This is a genomic window from Pseudomonas sp. S49 (assembly GCF_009866785.1).
Classification (GTDB): Bacteria; Pseudomonadota; Gammaproteobacteria; order Pseudomonadales; family Pseudomonadaceae; genus Aquipseudomonas.
This window is the reverse complement of sequence record NZ_CP019432.1, coordinates 6298960-6316735: the sequence shown is the minus strand read 5'-3', so window position 1 is coordinate 6316735 and position 17776 is coordinate 6298960. Positions and strand designations below refer to the sequence as shown.

Annotated in this window: 16 protein-coding genes and 1 pseudogene; 13 read left to right on the top strand and 4 right to left on the bottom strand. The window is 60.1% G+C overall.

Annotation, left to right across the window (positions count from 1 at the left end; all coding sequences use genetic code 11):
• The first annotated feature begins 67 nt into the window (after nucleotides 1–67).
• From PspS49_RS28065 to PspS49_RS28050, 5 genes and pseudogenes are all read left to right on the top strand, one after another.
• Nucleotides 68–1462, top strand: a complete 1395-nt coding sequence (locus PspS49_RS28065) for an FAD-binding oxidoreductase (protein ID WP_134176039.1) — start codon at nucleotides 68–70, stop codon at nucleotides 1460–1462.
• A gap of 41 nt (nucleotides 1463–1503) precedes the next feature.
• Nucleotides 1504–2169, top strand: a complete 666-nt coding sequence (locus tag PspS49_RS28060; protein ID WP_008085293.1) for a fumarylacetoacetate hydrolase family protein — start codon at nucleotides 1504–1506, stop codon at nucleotides 2167–2169.
• Between the two features lie 21 nt (nucleotides 2170–2190).
• Nucleotides 2191–2277 (top strand): annotated as a pseudogene (locus tag PspS49_RS29955) (metal ABC transporter ATP-binding protein); the annotation flags it as partial.
• 160 nt (nucleotides 2278–2437) lie between these two features.
• Complete coding sequence (locus PspS49_RS28055; protein ID WP_160042255.1) at nucleotides 2438–3358, top strand: SdiA-regulated domain-containing protein; 921 nt, start codon at nucleotides 2438–2440, stop codon at nucleotides 3356–3358.
• A gap of 120 nt (nucleotides 3359–3478) precedes the next feature.
• Nucleotides 3479–4396, top strand: coding sequence for an SdiA-regulated domain-containing protein (locus PspS49_RS28050; protein ID WP_160042253.1), 918 nt, complete (start codon nucleotides 3479–3481; stop codon nucleotides 4394–4396).
• 148 nt (nucleotides 4397–4544) lie between these two features.
• Here PspS49_RS28050 and rpiA read toward each other — a convergent pair whose 3' ends face one another.
• On the bottom strand, nucleotides 4545–5219 hold the full coding sequence (gene rpiA, locus PspS49_RS28045; RefSeq protein ID WP_007913886.1) for a ribose-5-phosphate isomerase RpiA: 675 nt from the start codon (nucleotides 5217–5219) through the stop codon (nucleotides 4545–4547).
• Nucleotides 5220–5366: 147 nt separating this feature from the next.
• Between rpiA and ilvA the strand changes: the two genes are divergently transcribed.
• The gene (gene ilvA, locus PspS49_RS28040) at nucleotides 5367–6881 is read left to right on the top strand and encodes a threonine ammonia-lyase, biosynthetic (protein ID WP_123593571.1); all 1515 of its coding nucleotides are present in this window, start codon (nucleotides 5367–5369) and stop codon (nucleotides 6879–6881) included.
• A 40-nt stretch (nucleotides 6882–6921) separates the two neighbouring features.
• On the top strand, nucleotides 6922–7335 hold the full coding sequence (locus tag PspS49_RS28035; protein ID WP_160042251.1) for a DUF2269 family protein: 414 nt from the start codon (nucleotides 6922–6924) through the stop codon (nucleotides 7333–7335).
• A 105-nt stretch (nucleotides 7336–7440) separates the two neighbouring features.
• Here the strand turns inward: PspS49_RS28035 and PspS49_RS28030 are convergent, their stop codons facing one another.
• On the bottom strand, nucleotides 7441–8097 hold the full coding sequence (locus tag PspS49_RS28030; RefSeq protein ID WP_160042249.1) for an HAD family hydrolase: 657 nt from the start codon (nucleotides 8095–8097) through the stop codon (nucleotides 7441–7443).
• 143 nt (nucleotides 8098–8240) lie between these two features.
• On the opposite strand from PspS49_RS28030, the gene PspS49_RS28025 reads away from it, so the two are divergent.
• Entirely contained in the window at nucleotides 8241–8720 is a 480-nt protein-coding gene (locus PspS49_RS28025; protein ID WP_003229203.1) for an RNA pyrophosphohydrolase, read from the top strand.
• A gap of 22 nt (nucleotides 8721–8742) precedes the next feature.
• Nucleotides 8743–11022 carry a phosphoenolpyruvate--protein phosphotransferase gene (gene ptsP / locus PspS49_RS28020; protein ID WP_150775335.1) on the top strand — a complete coding sequence of 760 codons (2280 nt, stop codon included), beginning with the start codon at nucleotides 8743–8745 and terminating at the stop codon, nucleotides 11020–11022.
• 194 nt (nucleotides 11023–11216) lie between these two features.
• On the opposite strand, the gene PspS49_RS28015 is transcribed toward ptsP, so the two are convergent.
• Nucleotides 11217–11963, bottom strand: a complete 747-nt coding sequence (locus tag PspS49_RS28015; RefSeq protein ID WP_160042247.1) for an NRDE family protein — start codon at nucleotides 11961–11963, stop codon at nucleotides 11217–11219.
• Between the two features lie 132 nt (nucleotides 11964–12095).
• Here PspS49_RS28015 and PspS49_RS28010 point away from each other — a divergent pair, with 132 nt between their 5' ends.
• From PspS49_RS28010 to PspS49_RS28000, 3 genes are all read left to right on the top strand, one after another.
• On the top strand, nucleotides 12096–12878 hold the full coding sequence (locus tag PspS49_RS28010; RefSeq protein WP_160042245.1) for a sulfite exporter TauE/SafE family protein: 783 nt from the start codon (nucleotides 12096–12098) through the stop codon (nucleotides 12876–12878).
• A gap of 79 nt (nucleotides 12879–12957) precedes the next feature.
• Nucleotides 12958–13773 carry a prolipoprotein diacylglyceryl transferase gene (gene lgt, locus PspS49_RS28005; RefSeq protein ID WP_007913003.1) on the top strand — a complete coding sequence of 272 codons (816 nt, stop codon included), beginning with the start codon at nucleotides 12958–12960 and terminating at the stop codon, nucleotides 13771–13773.
• Nucleotides 13774–13823: 50 nt separating this feature from the next.
• On the top strand, nucleotides 13824–14795 hold the full coding sequence (locus PspS49_RS28000) for a thymidylate synthase (RefSeq protein WP_160042243.1): 972 nt from the start codon (nucleotides 13824–13826) through the stop codon (nucleotides 14793–14795).
• A gap of 125 nt (nucleotides 14796–14920) precedes the next feature.
• On the opposite strand, the gene cadR is transcribed toward PspS49_RS28000, so the two are convergent.
• Nucleotides 14921–15370, bottom strand: a complete 450-nt coding sequence (gene cadR / locus PspS49_RS27995; RefSeq protein WP_016983204.1) for a Cd(II)/Pb(II)-responsive transcriptional regulator — start codon at nucleotides 15368–15370, stop codon at nucleotides 14921–14923.
• 84 nt (nucleotides 15371–15454) lie between these two features.
• On the opposite strand from cadR, the gene PspS49_RS27990 reads away from it, so the two are divergent.
• On the top strand, nucleotides 15455–17764 hold the full coding sequence (locus PspS49_RS27990) for a heavy metal translocating P-type ATPase (RefSeq protein WP_160042241.1): 2310 nt from the start codon (nucleotides 15455–15457) through the stop codon (nucleotides 17762–17764).
• Nucleotides 17765–17776 lie beyond the last annotated feature (12 nt).

Here is a 17776-nt window from a genome sequence, read left to right as displayed (position 1 = left end):
CTAAACACTCATTCCTGCGACGTGAAGCGTTCTCAGGATGACCATGAATTGTTCGAGAGTTCTGTCGATGACCAATCCTGCCCTGATTGAAGAACTGAAGACCCTGGTCGAGCCTGGCAAGGTCCTGACCGACGCCGACTCCCTGAATGCGTATGGTAAGGATTGGACCAAGCACTTCGCCCCGGCGCCAAGCGCTATCGTGTTTCCCAAGACCATCGAGCAGGTGCAGGCCGTGGTTCGTTGGGCCAACGCGCACAAGGTCGCGCTGGTGCCATCGGGCGGACGCACCGGGCTTTCCGCCGCCGCGGTGGCCGCGAATGGCGAAGTGGTCGTCTCGTTCGACTACATGAATCAGATTCTCGACGTGAACCTCACCGACCGCACCGCCGTTTGTCAGCCGGGCGTGGTCACCGAGCATTTGCAGAACGTCGCTGAAGAAAAGGGCCTGTACTACCCGGTCGACTTCGCTTCGGCAGGTTCCAGTCAGATTGGCGGGAATATCGGCACCAATGCCGGCGGGATCAAAGTGATTCGCTACGGCATGACCCGCAACTGGGTCGCAGGCATGAAAGTCGTCACCGGCAAGGGCGACGTGCTCGAACTGAACAAAGACCTGATCAAGAACGCCACCGGTTACGACTTGCGCCAGTTGTTCATCGGCGCTGAAGGCACCCTCGGTTTCGTCGTCGAAGCGACGATGCGCCTTGATCGCGCGCCGAAAAACCTCACCGCGATGGTGCTTGGCACCGCCGATTTCGACTCGATCATGCCGGTGCTGCACGCCTTCCAGGGCAAACTCGATCTGACTGCGTTCGAATTCTTCTCCGACAAAGCCTTGGCCAAAGTCATGGGTCGTGGCGACGTTCCGGCGCCATTCGAAACCGACTGCCCGTTCTACGCATTGCTGGAATTCGAAGCGACCACTGAGGAAGTGGCCAACAGCGCCCTGGAAACCTTCGAGCATTGCGTCGAACAGGGCTGGGTGCTGGACGGCGTGATGAGCCAGAGCGAAACCCAGCTGCAGAATCTGTGGAAGCTGCGCGAATACATCTCCGAAACCATCTCGCACTGGACACCGTACAAGAACGACATCTCGGTCACCGTGTCGAAAGTGCCGGCATTTCTAAAGGAAATCGACGCGATCGTCGGTGAACACTACCCGGATTTCGAAATCGTCTGGTTCGGCCACATCGGCGACGGCAACCTGCACTTGAACATCCTCAAGCCGGATAACCTGAGCAAGGACGAGTTCTTCGCCAAGTGCGCGACCGTCAACAAGTGGGTGTTTGAAACCGTCGAGAAGTACAACGGTTCGATCTCCGCCGAGCACGGCGTGGGCATGACCAAACGCGATTACTTGACCTACAGCCGCTCCCCGGTCGAGATCGAGTACATGAAAGCGGTGAAAGCGGTGTTCGACCCGAACGGCATCATGAACCCGGGCAAGATTTTCGCGGTTTGATCGACAATCTTTGATGAATCAATGAAGGCAGGAGTCGGTAAATGAGCTATCAGCACCAGTACGTCGACGGCACGCGCATCCACTTCCCGATCGGGAAAGTCGTGTGCATTGGCCGTAATTACGCCGAACACGCCAAGGAACTGGACAACCCGGTGCCTACCGAGCCGTTGCTGTTCATCAAGCCGGGCAGTTGCGTGGTCGAGCTGGAAGGCGGTTTCGCCATTCCGACCGAGCGCGGTTCGGTACACTACGAAGCGGAAATCGCCGTGTTGATCGGCAAGCCGTTGTCGACCAAACCGAGCCGTGAAGAAGTGCTCGACGCGATCTCCGGGTTCGCCCCGGCGCTGGACCTGACCCTGCGCGACAAGCAGGCGGAGCTGAAAGCCAAGGGCCTGCCGTGGGAAATCGCCAAGTCGTTCGACGGCGCGGCGGTGATCGCCCCGTTCGTTGTTGGCAGCACCTTTGCTGACCTGACTGACATCGGCATTCGCCTGACCATCAACGGCGAAGTGCGTCAGGACGGCAACAGCAGCGCGATGCTCAACCCGATCGTGCCGATGATCCAGCACATGGCCGGCTGCTTCTCGCTGCAGGCCGGTGACGTGATCCTTACCGGTACGCCAGTCGGCGTCGGCCCGCTGAACGTGGGCGATGACATCGTCCTCGAACTGGTTGGCGCGAGCAGCTTCACCAGCAGCGTGCGCTAACCGCCACACTGCAAATCCCCTGTGGGAGCGAGCCTGCTCGCGAAGGCGCCAGGTCAGTCGACATCATCGTTGCCTGACACTCCGTCTTCGCGAGCAGGCTCGCTCCCACATTGTTTTGGGGTGCCCTGCAGATCGCTGGCAGCACAGGGCAATCCCGCCATTTGCCGTTTTTTTCACATCCTGTACGGATAATTCCTCTCATTCTGGCGTCTGAGCCGGCCTCTTTGTGCTATTACCCATAGCCTGAATTTTCGGAACGCGTCCCTCGATGTCATCTCAAACTCAGCTCAAACCCACCCGCCGTTCACGTTTCGCCCTGCGTTGGTATGTCTGGCTCTTGCTGGTGATTGCCGCCGCTTATGCCGTGGCGTTTGCCATGCATTGGGATGATCGCGGTGTGCTTTGGCTGCAGGAACGCTTCGAAAGCCAGACCGAGCAGAAGGAAAGTATCTGGCTGCCGGACTACCGGGTGGTGATCGATGCCAAGCCGTTGACCGGTATGGAGAAGGACGAGGCCTCGGATCTGTCGTACAACCCGCAGACCAAAACGCTGTTTTCGGTGATGGGGAAAAACCCGTTTCTCGCCGAGCTGACTTTACAGGGTGAGGTGCTGCGCAAGATGCCGCTGGTGGGCTGGAGCAATCCGGAAGGCCTGACCGTCATGGAAAACGGCCTGATGGCCATCGTCGATGAGCGTCAGCACATGCTGTCGATCGTCAAGGTCGACGCCGACACCCGCGAATTGCACATCGCTGACTTCCCGAAATACGATCTCGGCCCGTCGAAAGACCAGAACAAAGCCTTCGAAGCCATTACCTGGGATTCCCATAATCAGCAATTGCTGCTCGGTGAGGAGCGGCCACCGGCGCTGTTCACCTGGAAAAGCGATGGCAGCCAGACCCTCAAGGGCGACAAGCAAAAACTCGCCAGTGATGAACTGGATATTCGCAACCTCTCGGCCTTGGCGATTGACCCGCGCACCCAGCACACACTGGTGCTGTCCGCCGACTCACATCTGCTGCTGGAGCTGGACGAGAAGGGCGAGCAGGTCAGCTTCATGACCCTGCTCGGCGGTTTCAATGGCCTGAAAAACACCATTCCCCGCGCCGAAGGCGTGACCATGGACGAAGCGGGTACGCTGTACATGGTCAGCGAGCCGAACCTGTTCTATCGCTTCGAAAAACAGTAATAACTGTCCTCGCGGCAATTTCAGACAAGTCTGATTGTCCTGACAGGCAAGTGGCCATTAAGCTTCAGTTCAGACGGGCGTGATATTTCATCCGCCTGTTTTGATCCCGAGCTCATCCGAATGCGTCGACTTGCCCGTCCCAAACCCCTGATTATCATGCTGTCGGTGATTGCCCTGATCGCGTTGATCGCGATCGGCCAATACATGCGCCTGTTCGAGCGCGCCTGGTTTAACTTGCACACCCTGTGGCAACCGCAGAGTAGCGAGTCGATTGCGCTGGATCAGTATCGCGTCGAGATTGAAGCGCGGGTGATTGACGGGCTGGACGACGATGTCTCGGCGCTGACCTTCGATCCGGTGCGCAAAAGCCTGTTCACCGTGACCAACAAGAACTCCGAACTGGTCGAACTGTCGCTCGAAGGCCAGATCCTGCGGCGCATCGCCCTGATTGGTTTCGGCGATCCGGAAGCCGTCGAGTTCATCAGCGCCGACACCTACGTGATCACTGATGAGCGTCAGCAGCGGTTGATCAAGATTCACCTGGAGGCAGACACCACCTTCCTCGACGCTGCTGATGCCGAGCAGATGACCCTTGGCGTGCATATGGCCAGCAACAAGGGTTTTGAAGGCCTGGCGTATGACTCGGTGGGCAAGCGCCTGTTTGTCGCGAAAGAACGCAACCCGATGCTGATCTACGAAGTGCACGGCTTTCCGCACTTCAATCCGGAGAAATCCTACGCGGTGCATGTGATCAACGACCCGAAGCGCGATGCCGGGATGTTTGTGCGCGATCTGTCGAGCTTGCAATACGACGAGCGCAGCGGGCATTTACTGGCGCTGTCGGATGAGTCGAGATTGATTCTCGAGCTGGATGTGGGCGGGCGTCCGTTGAGTACGATGTCCATCAGTGGCGGGCGTCAGGGTTTGAAGAAGACCGTGCCGCAGGCGGAAGGCATCGCGATGGATGATGACGGGACGTTGTATCTGGTGAGTGAGCCGAACCTGTTTTACGTCTTCAAAAAACCAACGCCGAACTAACCAACACCACAAAACCATTGTAGGAGTGAGCCTGCTCGCGATAGCGGTGTGTCAGTCGACAACAATATCAACTGATAGACCGCTATCGCGAGCAGGCTCACTCCTACAAGGGGATTTCGTTTGTCCACAAATATGTGGGTGACCGGGATTACTCAGCCTTGAGGGTTTTCACACCTTCGCTAGTACCCAGCAACAGCAAGTCCGCCGGACGCGCCGCGAACAAGCCGTTGGTGACCACGCCGACAATCGCATTGATTTGCGCTTCCAGCTCCACCGGGTTGGTGATCTGCAGGTTGAACACATCGAGAATGATGTTGCCGTTGTCGGTCAGCACGCCTTCGCGGTACACCGGGTCGCCGCCCAATTTCACCAACTGACGCGCAACGTGGCTGCGGGCCATCGGGATCACTTCGACCGGCAGCGGGAACTCGCCCAGCACCGGCACCAGTTTGCTGGCGTCGGCGATGCAGATGAAGGTCTTGGCCACGGCCGCAACGATCTTCTCGCGGGTCAGGGCAGCGCCGCCGCCCTTGATCAGGTTCAGGTGCGCGTCGCTTTCGTCGGCGCCGTCGACGTAGAACTCCAGGTCGCTGACGGTGTTCAGCTCATACACCGGAATCCCGTGGCCCTTGAGGCGCGCGGCGGTGGCTTCGGAACTGGCCACCGCGCCATCGAATGCGCCCTTGTGCTGGGCCAGGGCGTCGATGAAGCAGTTGGCGGTGGAGCCAGTGCCGACCCCGACGATGCTCTTGTCGTCGAGTTTCGGAAGGATGAAGTCGACGGCGGCCTGAGCCACTGCCTGTTTGAGTTGATCCTGGGTCATGCGGGCTCCGGAAGCGGGCAAGGAGAGAACGGAAAGGCCGGCATTATAGCCGCAAGCGCGGCTAAAACCTCTGGATTCGTGTGGTCGTGCGGGCAAAAGCCGGGTTAGACTCCTCGGTCCCGCTCAACCGCTCAGTGATGCTTTCCGATGCTCGAACAGTACGTCAAAAAGATCCTCACCTCGCGCGTTTATGACGTTGCCGTAGAAACCCCGCTGCAGAACGCTCGCCAGCTCTCCGAGCGGCTGGGCAATGACATTTGGCTCAAGCGTGAAGACTTGCAGCCGGTGTTCTCGTTCAAGATTCGTGGCGCCTACAACAAGCTGACGCAACTGAGCGATGAAGAGCGCGCCCGTGGCGTAGTCACCGCGTCGGCGGGCAACCACGCGCAGGGCTTGGCCCTGGCGGCGAAAGTGCTGGGCGTCAAAGCCACCATCGTCATGCCCAAGACCACCCCCGAAATCAAAGTCGAAGGCGTGCGTTCGCGCGGCGGCAAAGTGGTGCTGCACGGTGATTCGTTCCCGGAAGCCCTGGCCTATTCGCTGAAACTGGTTGATGAGAAAGGCTACGTCTACATCCACCCGTACGATGATCCGCACACCATTGCCGGGCAAGGCACCGTGGCGATGGAAATTCTGCGCCAGCACCCGCAGCCGCTGGACGCGATTTTTGTTCCGGTCGGCGGCGGCGGTCTGATCGCTGGCATCGCCGCGTACGTGAAATACCTGCGCCCGGACATCAAAGTCATCGGCGTTGAGCCGGACGATTCCAACTGCTTGCAAGCGGCGATGGCCGCCGGTGAACGCGTGGTGCTGCCGACCGTGGGCATCTTCGCCGACGGCGTGGCGGTGGCACAGATCGGTCAGCACACCTTCGACATCTGCAAAGACTATGTCGATGAAGTGATCACTGTCAGCACCGACGAGATCTGTGCAGCAATTAAAGATATCTACGACGATACCCGCTCGATCACCGAACCTGCCGGTGCTTTAGGCGTGGCCGGGATCAAGAAATACGTCGAGTTGCGCGGCGTCAGTGGCCAGACTTTCGTGGCCATCGACTCCGGTGCCAACGTCAACTTCGACCGCCTGCGTCATGTTGCCGAGCGCGCCGAACTGGGTGAGGGTCGTGAAGCGATCATCGCCGTGACCATCCCGGAGAAGGCCGGCAGCTTCAAGGCGTTCTGCGAGGCCGTCGGCAAGCGCCAGATCACTGAATTCAATTACCGATACAACACCGGCAGCGAAGCGCACATTTTCGTCGGCGTGCAGACCCACCCGGACAACGACCCGCGCAGCGCACTGCTGGCCAGCCTGACCGAGCAGGGTTTCCCGGTCGTCGACCTGACCGACAACGAACTGGCCAAACTGCACATCCGCCACATGGTCGGCGGGCACGCGGCGCACGTGATTGATGAAGTGGTGTTCCGCTTCGAGTTCCCGGAACGTCCGGGGGCGCTGTTCAACTTCCTTAATAAGCTCGGTGGGCGCTGGAACATTTCGATGTTCCATTACCGCAACCACGGCGCTGCCGATGGCCGTGTGGTCGCGGGCCTGCAAGTGCCGCACGACGAGCGTCATCTGGTGCCGGCGGCCCTTGAGGAAATCGGTTACCCGTACTGGGATGAAAGCGAGAACCCGGCCTATCAGCTGTTTCTTGGCTGAGCGGCTACGCTGATGGGCATGGCCCAAGGAAGAGAAATTCATGGAAACCCTGACCACCCTGAAAGTTCTTCACGTCGCGGCGACCGTGGTGATCCTCGCCAGCGGGTTGGGGCTCGCTGCTTTGACTTGGCGTAATCGCAGCGAAGGGCCGGCCAGCACGATGCAGCGCCCTTGGCTGTTTATCTGGTGTTTGATGCTGATTGGTATGCTGAGCATGCCTTTCACCGGTTGGTGGTTGGTACACCTGATCGGCTGGCCACTGGGGCAGTTGTGGATTTTGGGGTCCAGCGTGATCTATGCCGTGGCCACGTTGAGTGCAGTGTGGTTGCTGGTGCGGCTTAATCGGCTGTGGACTAGCGGGGTGGGTAACCGGAAATTCACGTTGGCGCTGGCGATTGTCAGCGGCATCGGATTTCTCGCCATTGCGGCGTTGATGGGTGCCAAGCCTGTTTAAGGCTTGAGACCTTATCGCCTCCATTCGCGAGCAGGCTCGCTCCCACAGGGGATTTGTGCACGACACAGATCCAATGTGGGAGCGAGCCTGCTCGCGAAGGCGTAATCAGCCGCGCAGCGAAATCACCGGCCAGCCACGCTTCTCGGCCTCGGCACGCAGATTCGGATCCGGATCCACAGCGACGGGATTCGCCACCTGCTCCAGCAACGGCAAGTCATTCATTGAGTCGCTGTAGAAATAGCTGTCTTCCAGCGAATGCCCGGTCTCTTCCAGCCAACGGTTCAGGCGCGTCACCTTGCCTTCGCGGAAGCAAGGAATATCAGTGCTGCGCCCGCTGTAACGGCCATCGACCATTTCACATTCAGTGGCAATCAGGGTTTCAACGCCCAGACGCACAGCAATCGGCGCGGTGACGAAGCGGTTGGTCGCGGTGATGATCACCAGTTTGTCGCCGGCGTCGCGGTGCTTTTTCAGCAGTTCCAGCGCCTGCGGCAACACGATCGGTTCGATGCAGTCGCGCATGTAATCGCTGTGCCATTGCTCGAGCACGGCCATGTCGGTGCGGCCGAGGATCTCCAGGCAGAAGTTCAGGTACGCGGCGTTATCCAGTTTGCCGGCCAGGTAATCCTGATAGAACTCGTCGTTGCGCGCTTTGTACGCAATCGGGTCGAGGAAGCCGCGTTCACACAGATAGTCGCCCCAGGCGTGATCGCTGTCGCCGCCCAGAAGGGTGTTGTCCAAATCGAAGAGTGCCAGGCGCATTGCAGTTACCCGCTGATAAGTCTGTAAAAAGGCGACAAGAATACGGTCTTTTCACAAGAGTGCACATAAGGTAGGAAGCTTCGTTGCCGCCTTATCAACCTTTGTGGAACAATGCGGCGACATGCGTTTGCGAGGTTGTTGCCGTGATCGACCCCGATGGTTTCCGCCCCAATGTCGGGATCATTCTGACGAATGACGCCGGCCAGGTGCTATGGGCTCGCCGTATCAATCAAGATGCCTGGCAGTTTCCGCAAGGGGGAATCAACCCTGAAGAGACGCCGGAAGACGCCTTGTACCGCGAGCTGAACGAAGAAGTTGGCCTGGAACGTGAAGATGTTGAAATACTGGCCTGTACTCGGGGCTGGTTGCGCTATCGTTTGCCGCAACGTCTGGTGCGTACGCACAGCCAACCGCTGTGCATCGGCCAGAAACAGAAATGGTTTCTCCTGCGCCTGATCTCCAACGAGCAGCGGGTGCGGATGGATTTGACCGGTAAACCGGAGTTCGATGGCTGGCGCTGGGTCAGCTATTGGTATCCGTTGGGCCAGGTGGTGACATTCAAGCGCGAGGTGTATCGCCGCGCCCTCAAAGAGCTTGCCCCGCGCCTTTTAGCGCGCGACTGACGACGGAGTTCGACCCCGAGCCATGCTCAATACGCTGCGCAAGATCGTCCAGGAAGTTAACTCCGCCAAGGATCTCAAGGCGGCGTTGGGGATTATTGTGTTGCGCGTCAAAGAGGCCATGGGCAGCCAGGTCTGCTCGGTCTACCTGCTTGATCCCGAGACCAACCGCTTCGTCCTGATGGCCACCGAGGGCTTGAACAAGCGCTCGATCGGCAAGGTCAGCATGGCACCCAACGAAGGTCTGGTCGGTCTGGTCGGCACGCGTGAAGAACCCCTGAACCTCGAAAACGCTTCGGTTCACCCGCGCTACCGCTACTTCGCCGAAACCGGTGAAGAGCGTTATGCCTCGTTCCTCGGCGCACCGATCATTCACCACCGCCGCGTCGTCGGCGTGTTGGTCATCCAGCAAAAAGAGCGCCGCCAGTTCGACGAAGGTGAAGAAGCTTTCCTTGTGACCATGAGCGCGCAGCTTGCCGGCGTTATCGCCCACGCCGAGGCCACAGGTTCCATCCGCGGTCTGGGCCGTCAGGGCAAAGGCATTCAGGAAGCCAAGTTCGTCGGCGTGCCGGGCTCGCCGGGTGCGGCGGTCGGTACCGCGGTGGTCATGCTGCCGCCGGCGGATCTGGACGTGGTGCCGGACAAGACCATCACCGACATCAACGCCGAGCTGGCACTGTTCAAAACCGCCATCGAAGGCGTGCGCGCCGACATGCGCGCGCTGTCCGCCAAGCTCGCGACCCAACTGCGCCCGGAAGAGCGCGCGCTGTTCGACGTTTACCTGATGATGCTCGACGATGCCTCGCTGGGCAGCGAAATCACCACCGTGATCAAGACCGGCCAGTGGGCCCAGGGCGCGCTGCGTCAGGTGGTCACGGAACACGTCAACCGTTTCGAACTGATGGACGACGCCTACCTGCGTGAGCGTGCCTCGGACGTCAAAGACCTCGGTCGCCGCCTGCTCGCCTATTTGCAGGAAGAGCGCCAGCAGAACCTGGTCTACCCGGAAAAGACCATTCTGGTCAGCGAAGAGCTGACGCCGGCGATGCTCGGCGAGGTGCCGGAAGGCACGCTGGTCGGTCTGGTTTCGGTACTCGGCTCGGGTAACTCCCACGTCGCGATTCTTGCCCGGGCCATGGGCATTCCGACGGTGATGGGTCTGGTCGACCTGCCGTACGCCAAGGTCGACGGCATCGAAATGATCGTCGACGGCACACGCGGCGAGGTCTACACCAACCCGAGCGAAGTGCTGCGCAAGCAGTTCGCCGAAGTCGTCGAAGAAGAGAAACAACTGGCGCTGGGCCTCGACACCCTGCGCGACCTGCCATGCGTGACCCTTGACGGCCACCGCATGCCGCTGTGGGTCAACACCGGTTTGCTCGCCGATGTGGCGCGGGCGCAGAAGCGTGGCGCCGAAGGTGTCGGCCTGTACCGCACCGAAGTGCCGTTCATGATCAACCAGCGCTTCCCGAGCGAGAAAGAACAACTGGCGATCTACCGCGAGCAGCTCGCCGCGTTCCACCCGCAACCGGTGACCATGCGCAGCCTCGACATCGGCGGTGACAAGTCGCTGTCGTACTTCCCGATCAAGGAAGACAACCCGTTCCTCGGCTGGCGCGGCATTCGCGTCACCCTCGATCACCCGGAAATCTTCCTGGTGCAGACCCGCGCAATGCTCAAGGCCAGCGAAGGCCTGAACAACCTGCGGATTCTGCTGCCGATGATCTCCGGCACCCACGAACTCGAAGAAGCTCTGCACCTGATCCACCGGGCCTGGGGCGAAGTGCGCGACGAAGGCACCGACGTGCCGATGCCGCCGATTGGCGTGATGATCGAGATTCCGGCGGCGGTTTATCAGACCAAGGAACTGGCGCGGATGGTCGATTTTCTGTCCGTCGGCTCCAACGACCTGACCCAGTATTTGCTGGCGGTCGACCGTAACAACCCGCGTGTGGCCGATCTTTACGACTACCTGCATCCAGCGGTGCTGCAAGCCCTGCAGACCGTGGTGCGCGATGCCCATGCGGAAGGCAAACCGGTAAGTATCTGCGGCGAGATGGCCGGTGATCCGGCGGCGGCGGTGCTGTTGATGGCGATGGGTTTCGACAGTTTGTCGATGAACGCCACCAACTTGCCGAAGGTGAAGTGGATGTTGCGTCAGGTCAATCTGAGCAAGGCCCAGGAGTTGTTGGCCGAGTTGATGACCATTGATAACCCGCAAGTGATCCACAGCTCGCTGCAATTGGCGCTGAAGAACCTTGGGTTGTCGAAGATGCATCCGCCGGCGGTTATCAAGGCCGTCTAAAGATCAAAAGCCCCTCACCCTAACCCTCTCCCAAAGGGAGAGGGGACTGATTGGGGGATGCTGCAAAACTCCGCCGACCTGAAAGTGCTGTGCTGAATCCATAATCGACTCGGTCTTTCAGGTCGATGTATGGCTCAAGACACCTCGGTCGGCCCCCTCTCCCTTTGGGAGAGGGCTGGGGTGAGGGTCGGCTTTTAAGCTTTTATCTCCACCTCGCCCAAATGCCCGCCATACGGCCCAAAACTCCGCTCGACCATCCGCCGCGACCCATCCGCCTGCACCACCAGCGCCGTACTCGCCCGCGTCCCGTAACTCTGACTGGCAATAAACACACTCGACAGCAATGTTTCAGTGGCCAGACCCACCCCGGTATCCGGCAATTCAGCTTCCGGCGCGGTCTGGGCATCGCTTAGCAAATCGAGCAAGTGCTGCGGTTGCGGATCATCCAGCACCGCACTCAACCCAGCCTTGGCCTTGAGCAACTTCGGCCACGGCGTATCCAGCCCGGCATTGGATAACCCATAGACGCCCGATTCCAGCATCACCGGTTCCGACAACCGCGCATTGAAGTGCCAAAGCTCATGACTGTTGCCGAGCAACAGATTAAACCCGGCATATTCCGCCGAACGCCCGACCACATCGCTCAAATAATCATCAATCGACGCATCGCCGGTCAGAAACCGCGCCACCAGTTCCCCTCGTGACTTGCGCGCTGGCGCCTGCTGCGGATCGCGAATATTGGTCAACGCAGCAAAGCGGCCGTTGGCGCCAATCCCCAGCCAGGTGCCGCCGGCCTCAAGATCACGCCCGGCATGTACGTGCGGCGCTTCCGGCCATTGCGCCAGCGGCAGGCTCGGCCGGGCGTAGAACTCGTCACGGTTGGCCGCGACGATCAGCGGCTGGGCATCGCCCGGGCGCCAGGCGAAAACAATCAGGCACATAAGGTGGTCCTTGTGTGTTTTTTGTCCACTGTACGCATCCGGCGTCCGTGCATCCATCGCCAGTGGAGCCAAAGGGTGTGCATCCGTTACCATGCCGCTCCGGTTTTGGGGATGCGGTCTGGGGAGACGGTCATGGAATTTCTGCTCTATCTGGCGCTGGGCGCCTGTGCGGGCGTGCTGGCCGGACTGTTTGGCGTCGGCGGCGGGATCATCATCGTCCCGGTGCTCGTGTTCAGTTTCACCTTGCAGGGCTTTGATCAGTCGATTCTCACCCATCTGGCGGTCGGCACGTCGCTGGCGACGATCATCTTCACCTCGGTCAACGCCGTGCGTGAGCATCATCGACGAGGCGCGGTGCGCTGGCCGATCTTCATGTGGATGGCCGTCGGCATTCTGCTCGGTGCAGGTTTCGGTGCGCTGACCGCTGAAGCGATTTCCGGCCCGCACTTGCAAAAGATCATCGGCGTGTTTGCCTTGATCATCTCGGTGCAACTGGCGCTGGACATCAAACCCAAGGCCAGCCGAACGGTGCCGGGTAAACTCGGTCTGACCGTGGCCGGCAGCATCATCGGTTGGGCCTCGGCGATTTTTGGTGTCGGTGGCGGCTCGTTGACCGTGCCGTTCCTGACCTGGCGCAGCGTGCCGATGCAGCAAGCGGTGGCAACGTCATCGGCCTGCGGTCTGCCGATTGCCTTGGTCAGTGCATTAAGTTTCATGATTCTGGGCTGGCACGATCCGTTGTTGCCGCCGCATAGTCTCGGTTTTGTGTATTTGCCGGCGTTGTTGGGCATTGCCCTGACCAGTATGGTTTTCGCCCGCATCGGCGCGCGTTTGGCGCATCGGTTGTCGCCGCGCTTGCTGAAACGGCTATTCGCCGCTTTGCTGTTCAGCGTCGGGTTAAGCTTTTTGCTTTAACCGCGTCGCAATCCTGGCTTAATCCTGAGGTGGCAGCGTCGCCCGGGAATTTTGGTTTCAACTCTAACGAGGAGTCGCAATGCTGCCTTACCCGCAGATCGACCCGGTGGCCCTGGCCATCGGTCCGCTGAAAATCCACTGGTACGGTCTGATGTACCTGATCGGCATCGGCGGTGCGTGGCTGCTGGCGTCGCGCCGGCTCAACCGTTTCGACCCGACCTGGACCAAGGAGAAACTCTCCGACATGGTCTTCTGGATGTCGATGGGCGTGATCGTCGGCGGGCGCCTGGGCTATGTGCTGTTCTACGATCTGAGCGCTTACCTGGCCAACCCGACGCTGATTTTCGAAGTGTGGAAGGGCGGCATGTCGTTCCACGGCGGTTTCATCGGCGTAATGCTGGCCGCGTTGTGGTTTGGCAAGCGCAACGGCAAGTCGTTCTTCCAGTTGATGGACTTCGTCGCACCAATGGTGCCGATCGGTCTGGGCGCCGGGCGCATCGGTAACTTCATCAACGCCGAATTGTGGGGCAAAGCCACCGACGTGCCATGGGCCATGGTCTTCCCGCCATTCAGCGATCCGGCGCAACTGCCGCGTCACCCGTCGCAGCTCTATCAGTTCGCGCTCGAAGGCGTGGCGCTGTTCCTGATTCTGTGGATTTTCTCGCGCAAACCGCGTCCGACCATGGCCGTATCGGGCATGTTCGCGCTGTTTTACGGCATCTTCCGTTTCATCGTCGAATTCGTCCGCGTACCGGATGCGCAGCTGGGCTATCTGGCCTGGAACTGGCTGACCATGGGCCAGGTACTCTGCGTGCCGATGATCGTCGGCGGGCTGTTCCTGATCTGGCTGGCCTATCGTCGCGCACCGGCAGCACCGCTCGCGCCGACGGCTTAAACTACGAACCCCGGCGCGCGACGCCGGGGCTCAAAGGACACAGGTAACTCATGAAGCAATATCTCGAACTGGTCTCGCACGTCATTCAGAACGGCAGCAAACAGGCCAACCGCACCGGCATCAACACCATCAGTTTCCCGGGCGCGATGCTGCGTTTCGATCTGCAGGAAGGTTTTCCGGCGATCACCACGCGCAAAATGGCCTTCAAATCGGCCATCGGCGAGATGTGCGGTTTTCTCCGTGGCGTGAACAACGCCGCTGAATTCCGTGCGCTGGGCTGCAAGGTCTGGGACCAGAACGCCAACGAAAACGCGCAGTGGCTGGCCAACCCGTTCCGTCAGGCCGACGACGACCTCGGCGAAATCTACGGCGTGCAATGGCGCAAATGGCCGGCGTACAAGCAGATCCCGCTGAGCAACACCGCCGCCATCGAACAAACCTTGAGCAACGGCTACAAGCAGATCGCTCAGGGCGAAGAAGACGGCCAGGCTTACGTGGTGCTGTACAAAGCCATCGACCAGGTGCGCCAGTGCGTCGACACGATCATCAACGATCCGGGTAGCCGCCGTATTCTGTTCCACGGCTGGAACGTTGCTCAGCTGGATGAAATGGCCCTGCCGCCATGCCATCTGCTGTACCAGTTCCACCCGAATGTCGAGACCAAGGAAATCTCCCTGACCCTCTACATCCGCTCCAACGATCTGGGTCTGGGCACACCGTTCAACCTCACCGAAGGCGCCGCACTGCTGAGCCTGATCGGTCGCCTGACCGGCTACACGCCGCGTTGGTTCACCTATTTCATCGGTGATGCGCACGTCTACGAGAACCATCTGGACATGCTCAACGAACAGCTGAAGCGCGAGCCGTTCGCCATGCCGAAACTCAAAATCTCCGACCGCGTGCCGGAGTTTGCCAAGACTGGCGTGTACCAGCCGGAATGGCTGGAACTGGTCGAGCCGAGCGATTTCTCGCTGGAAGGCTATGAGCATCACGCGCCAATGACCGCGCCAATGGCGGTCTAAGCCGTTGCATAAAACCCCTGTGGGAGCGAGCCTGCTCGCGAAGAGGGCGTGTCAGTCATAGAGATGTCGACTGATACACCGCTTTCGCGAGCAGGCTCGCTCCCACATTTGGTTTTGCGTGAGTCTTAATGGCCGTGGCTGCGGCCTACATGGGAGTGTTCTACTTCCGTCGCGACAACCCCGCCACTCACCTCCAGCCGCTGCAAAATCCCGCATTGATCGGCCATCGGCCCTTCGCCACAACGTTGGCGCAGGTCGAGCAGTTGTGTCTGCAACGCCAGCAACCCATCGATCCGCGCCTTCACATGCTGGATGTGCTCGTCGATCAGCGTATTCACGCTTTCACACTGATCCTGCGGGCTATCACGCATGGCCAGCAGGCTGCGAATCTCTTCAAGGGTCATGTCGAGGGTGCGGCAGTTGCGGATGAAGGTCAGGCGTTCGGCGTGCGCCTGGGTGTAGACGCGGTAGTTGCCGTCGCTGCGGGCCGGTTCCGGCAGGAGGTTTTCGCGCTCGTAGTAGCGGATGGTTTCCACGGCGCAGTCGGTCAACTTGGCCAGTTCTCCGATCTTCATGACGGCAATCTCCAAAAGGGTGCTTGACCCTATAGTGGCTACAGGGTCTTTACTTGGCAACAGGCACCTTCATGGACGCGACCAATGAGCGATTCCCAGCACACCCACAAGCCCGGCGACGGCCACGATCACAGTCATAAATTGCAGCCTGTGCATAAACATGCCCACGGCGGCGACTCTTGCTGCGGACCGAAAGTTGCAGCGCCGGCACCGGTTCATGCGCACGAAGATTCCTGCTGCTCATCGAAAGCCGCCGCGCCTGCGCTGGTGCAATTGAGCGAAAAAACCAGCGCCGACGCGCGGCTGAGCAGTTTCCGCATCGAAGCGATGGACTGCCCGACCGAGCAGACGCTGATCCAGAACAAGCTCGGCAAACTCGCCGGCGTGCAGCAGCTCGAATTCAATCTGATCAACCGCGTACTCGGCGTGACTCACAATCTGCCGGGCACTGCGCCGATCACCGAAGCGATCAAATCCCTCGGCATGCACGCCGAGCCGCTGGAGGCGGGCGTCGAAGCGCCGGCCCCGGCAGCGGTGAAAAAACACTGGTGGCCGCTGGCATTGTCCGGTGTCGGCGCGCTCGCCGCTGAAGTCATCCACTTCACCAATGCCGCTCCGACCTGGGTGGTGGCGATCATCGCGCTGGTGTCGATCCTCAGCGGTGGCCTGACCACCTATAAAAAGGGCTGGATCGCCCTGAAGAACCGCAACCTCAACATCAACGCGCTGATGAGCATCGCCGTCACCGGTGCCATCCTCATCGGCCAGTGGCCGGAAGCGGCGATGGTGATGTTCCTGTTCACCGTCGCCGAGCTGATCGAAGCGCGCTCGCTGGACCGTGCGCGCAATGCGATCAGCGGTTTGATGCAGATGACGCCGGAGCAAGCCACGGTGTTGCAGGCTGACGGCAGCTGGATTGAGCTGGATGTGAAAAGCGTCGAACTCGGCGCCCGCGTACGGGTGAAGCCGGGCGAGCGCATTGCGCTGGACGGCGAAGTGGTCAGCGGCAGTTCGACCATCGACCAGGCGCCGATCACTGGGGAAAGCCTGCCGGTAGAGAAAACCGTCGGTGACAAAGTCTTTGCTGGCACCATCAATCAGGCCGGTTCGCTGGAATACACGGTGACCGCAGCGGCGAACAATTCGACTCTGGCGCGCATCATCCACGCCGTCGAACAGGCCCAAGGTGCGCGGGCACCGACTCAGCGTTTCGTCGATCAGTTTTCGAAAATCTACACGCCCATGGTGTTCGTCTTTGCCTTGGCCGTGGCGATCATTCCGCCGCTGTTCATGGGCGCCGTGTGGTTCGACTGGATCTACCGCGCGCTGGTGTTGCTGGTGGTCGCGTGCCCATGTGCACTGGTGATTTCCACCCCGGTGACCATCGTCAGCGGCCTCGCGGCAGCGGCGCGCAAAGGCATTCTGGTCAAGGGCGGCGTGTACCTCGAGGGCGGTTTCAAGCTCGATTATCTGGCGCTGGATAAAACCGGCACGATCACTCACGGCAAACCGGTGCAGACCGATTACCTGTCGCTGGACCCAACCGCCGATGCCTCCGCGCCGGCTATCGCTGCTGCGTTGGCCGGACGCTCCGATCACCCGGTGTCGCTGGCCATCGCCAACGCCGCTGTGGATAAAAACTTCGCAGCGCTGATTGTGGATAACTTCGAAGCGTTGGGCGGGCGTGGCGTCAAAGGCGAGATCAACGGCCAGACCTACCACTTGGGCAACCATCGCTTGGTCGAAGAGTTGGGCCTGTGCTCGCCGGCACTGGAAGAGAAACTCTTCGCGCTGGAGAAACAGGGCAAATCCGTGGTGCTGCTGCTCGACAATTCCGGCCCGCTGGCACTGTTCGCGGTGGCGGATACCGTCAAGGAAACCAGTCGCGAAGCAATCCGTCAGCTCCACGAACTCGGGGTGAAAACCCTGATGCTCACCGGCGACAACGTTCACACCGCCCAAGCGATTGCCGCGCAGGTTGGCATCGACGAGGCCCGTGGCGACTTGCTGCCGACCGACAAACTGCAAGCCATCGAGGAGCTTTACGGTAAAGGTCATCGGGTCGGCATGGTCGGCGACGGTATCAACGACGCGCCAGCACTGGCCCGCGCCGAGATCGGTTTCGCCATGGCCGCTGCCGGTACCGATACGGCGATCGAAACCGCCGATGTCGCCCTGATGGACGATGATCTGCGCAAGATCCCGGCGTTCATCAGCCTGTCGCGCAATACGGCGAGCATTCTGAAACAGAACATCGCCCTGGCGCTGGTGATCAAGGCTATCTTTCTTGCGGTAACCTTCGCCGGGCTCGCCACCATGTGGATGGCGGTGTTCGCTGACATGGGCGTGAGCCTGTTGGTGGTGTTCAACGGTTTGCGCCTGCTGCGCAAATAAACGATGAGGGAT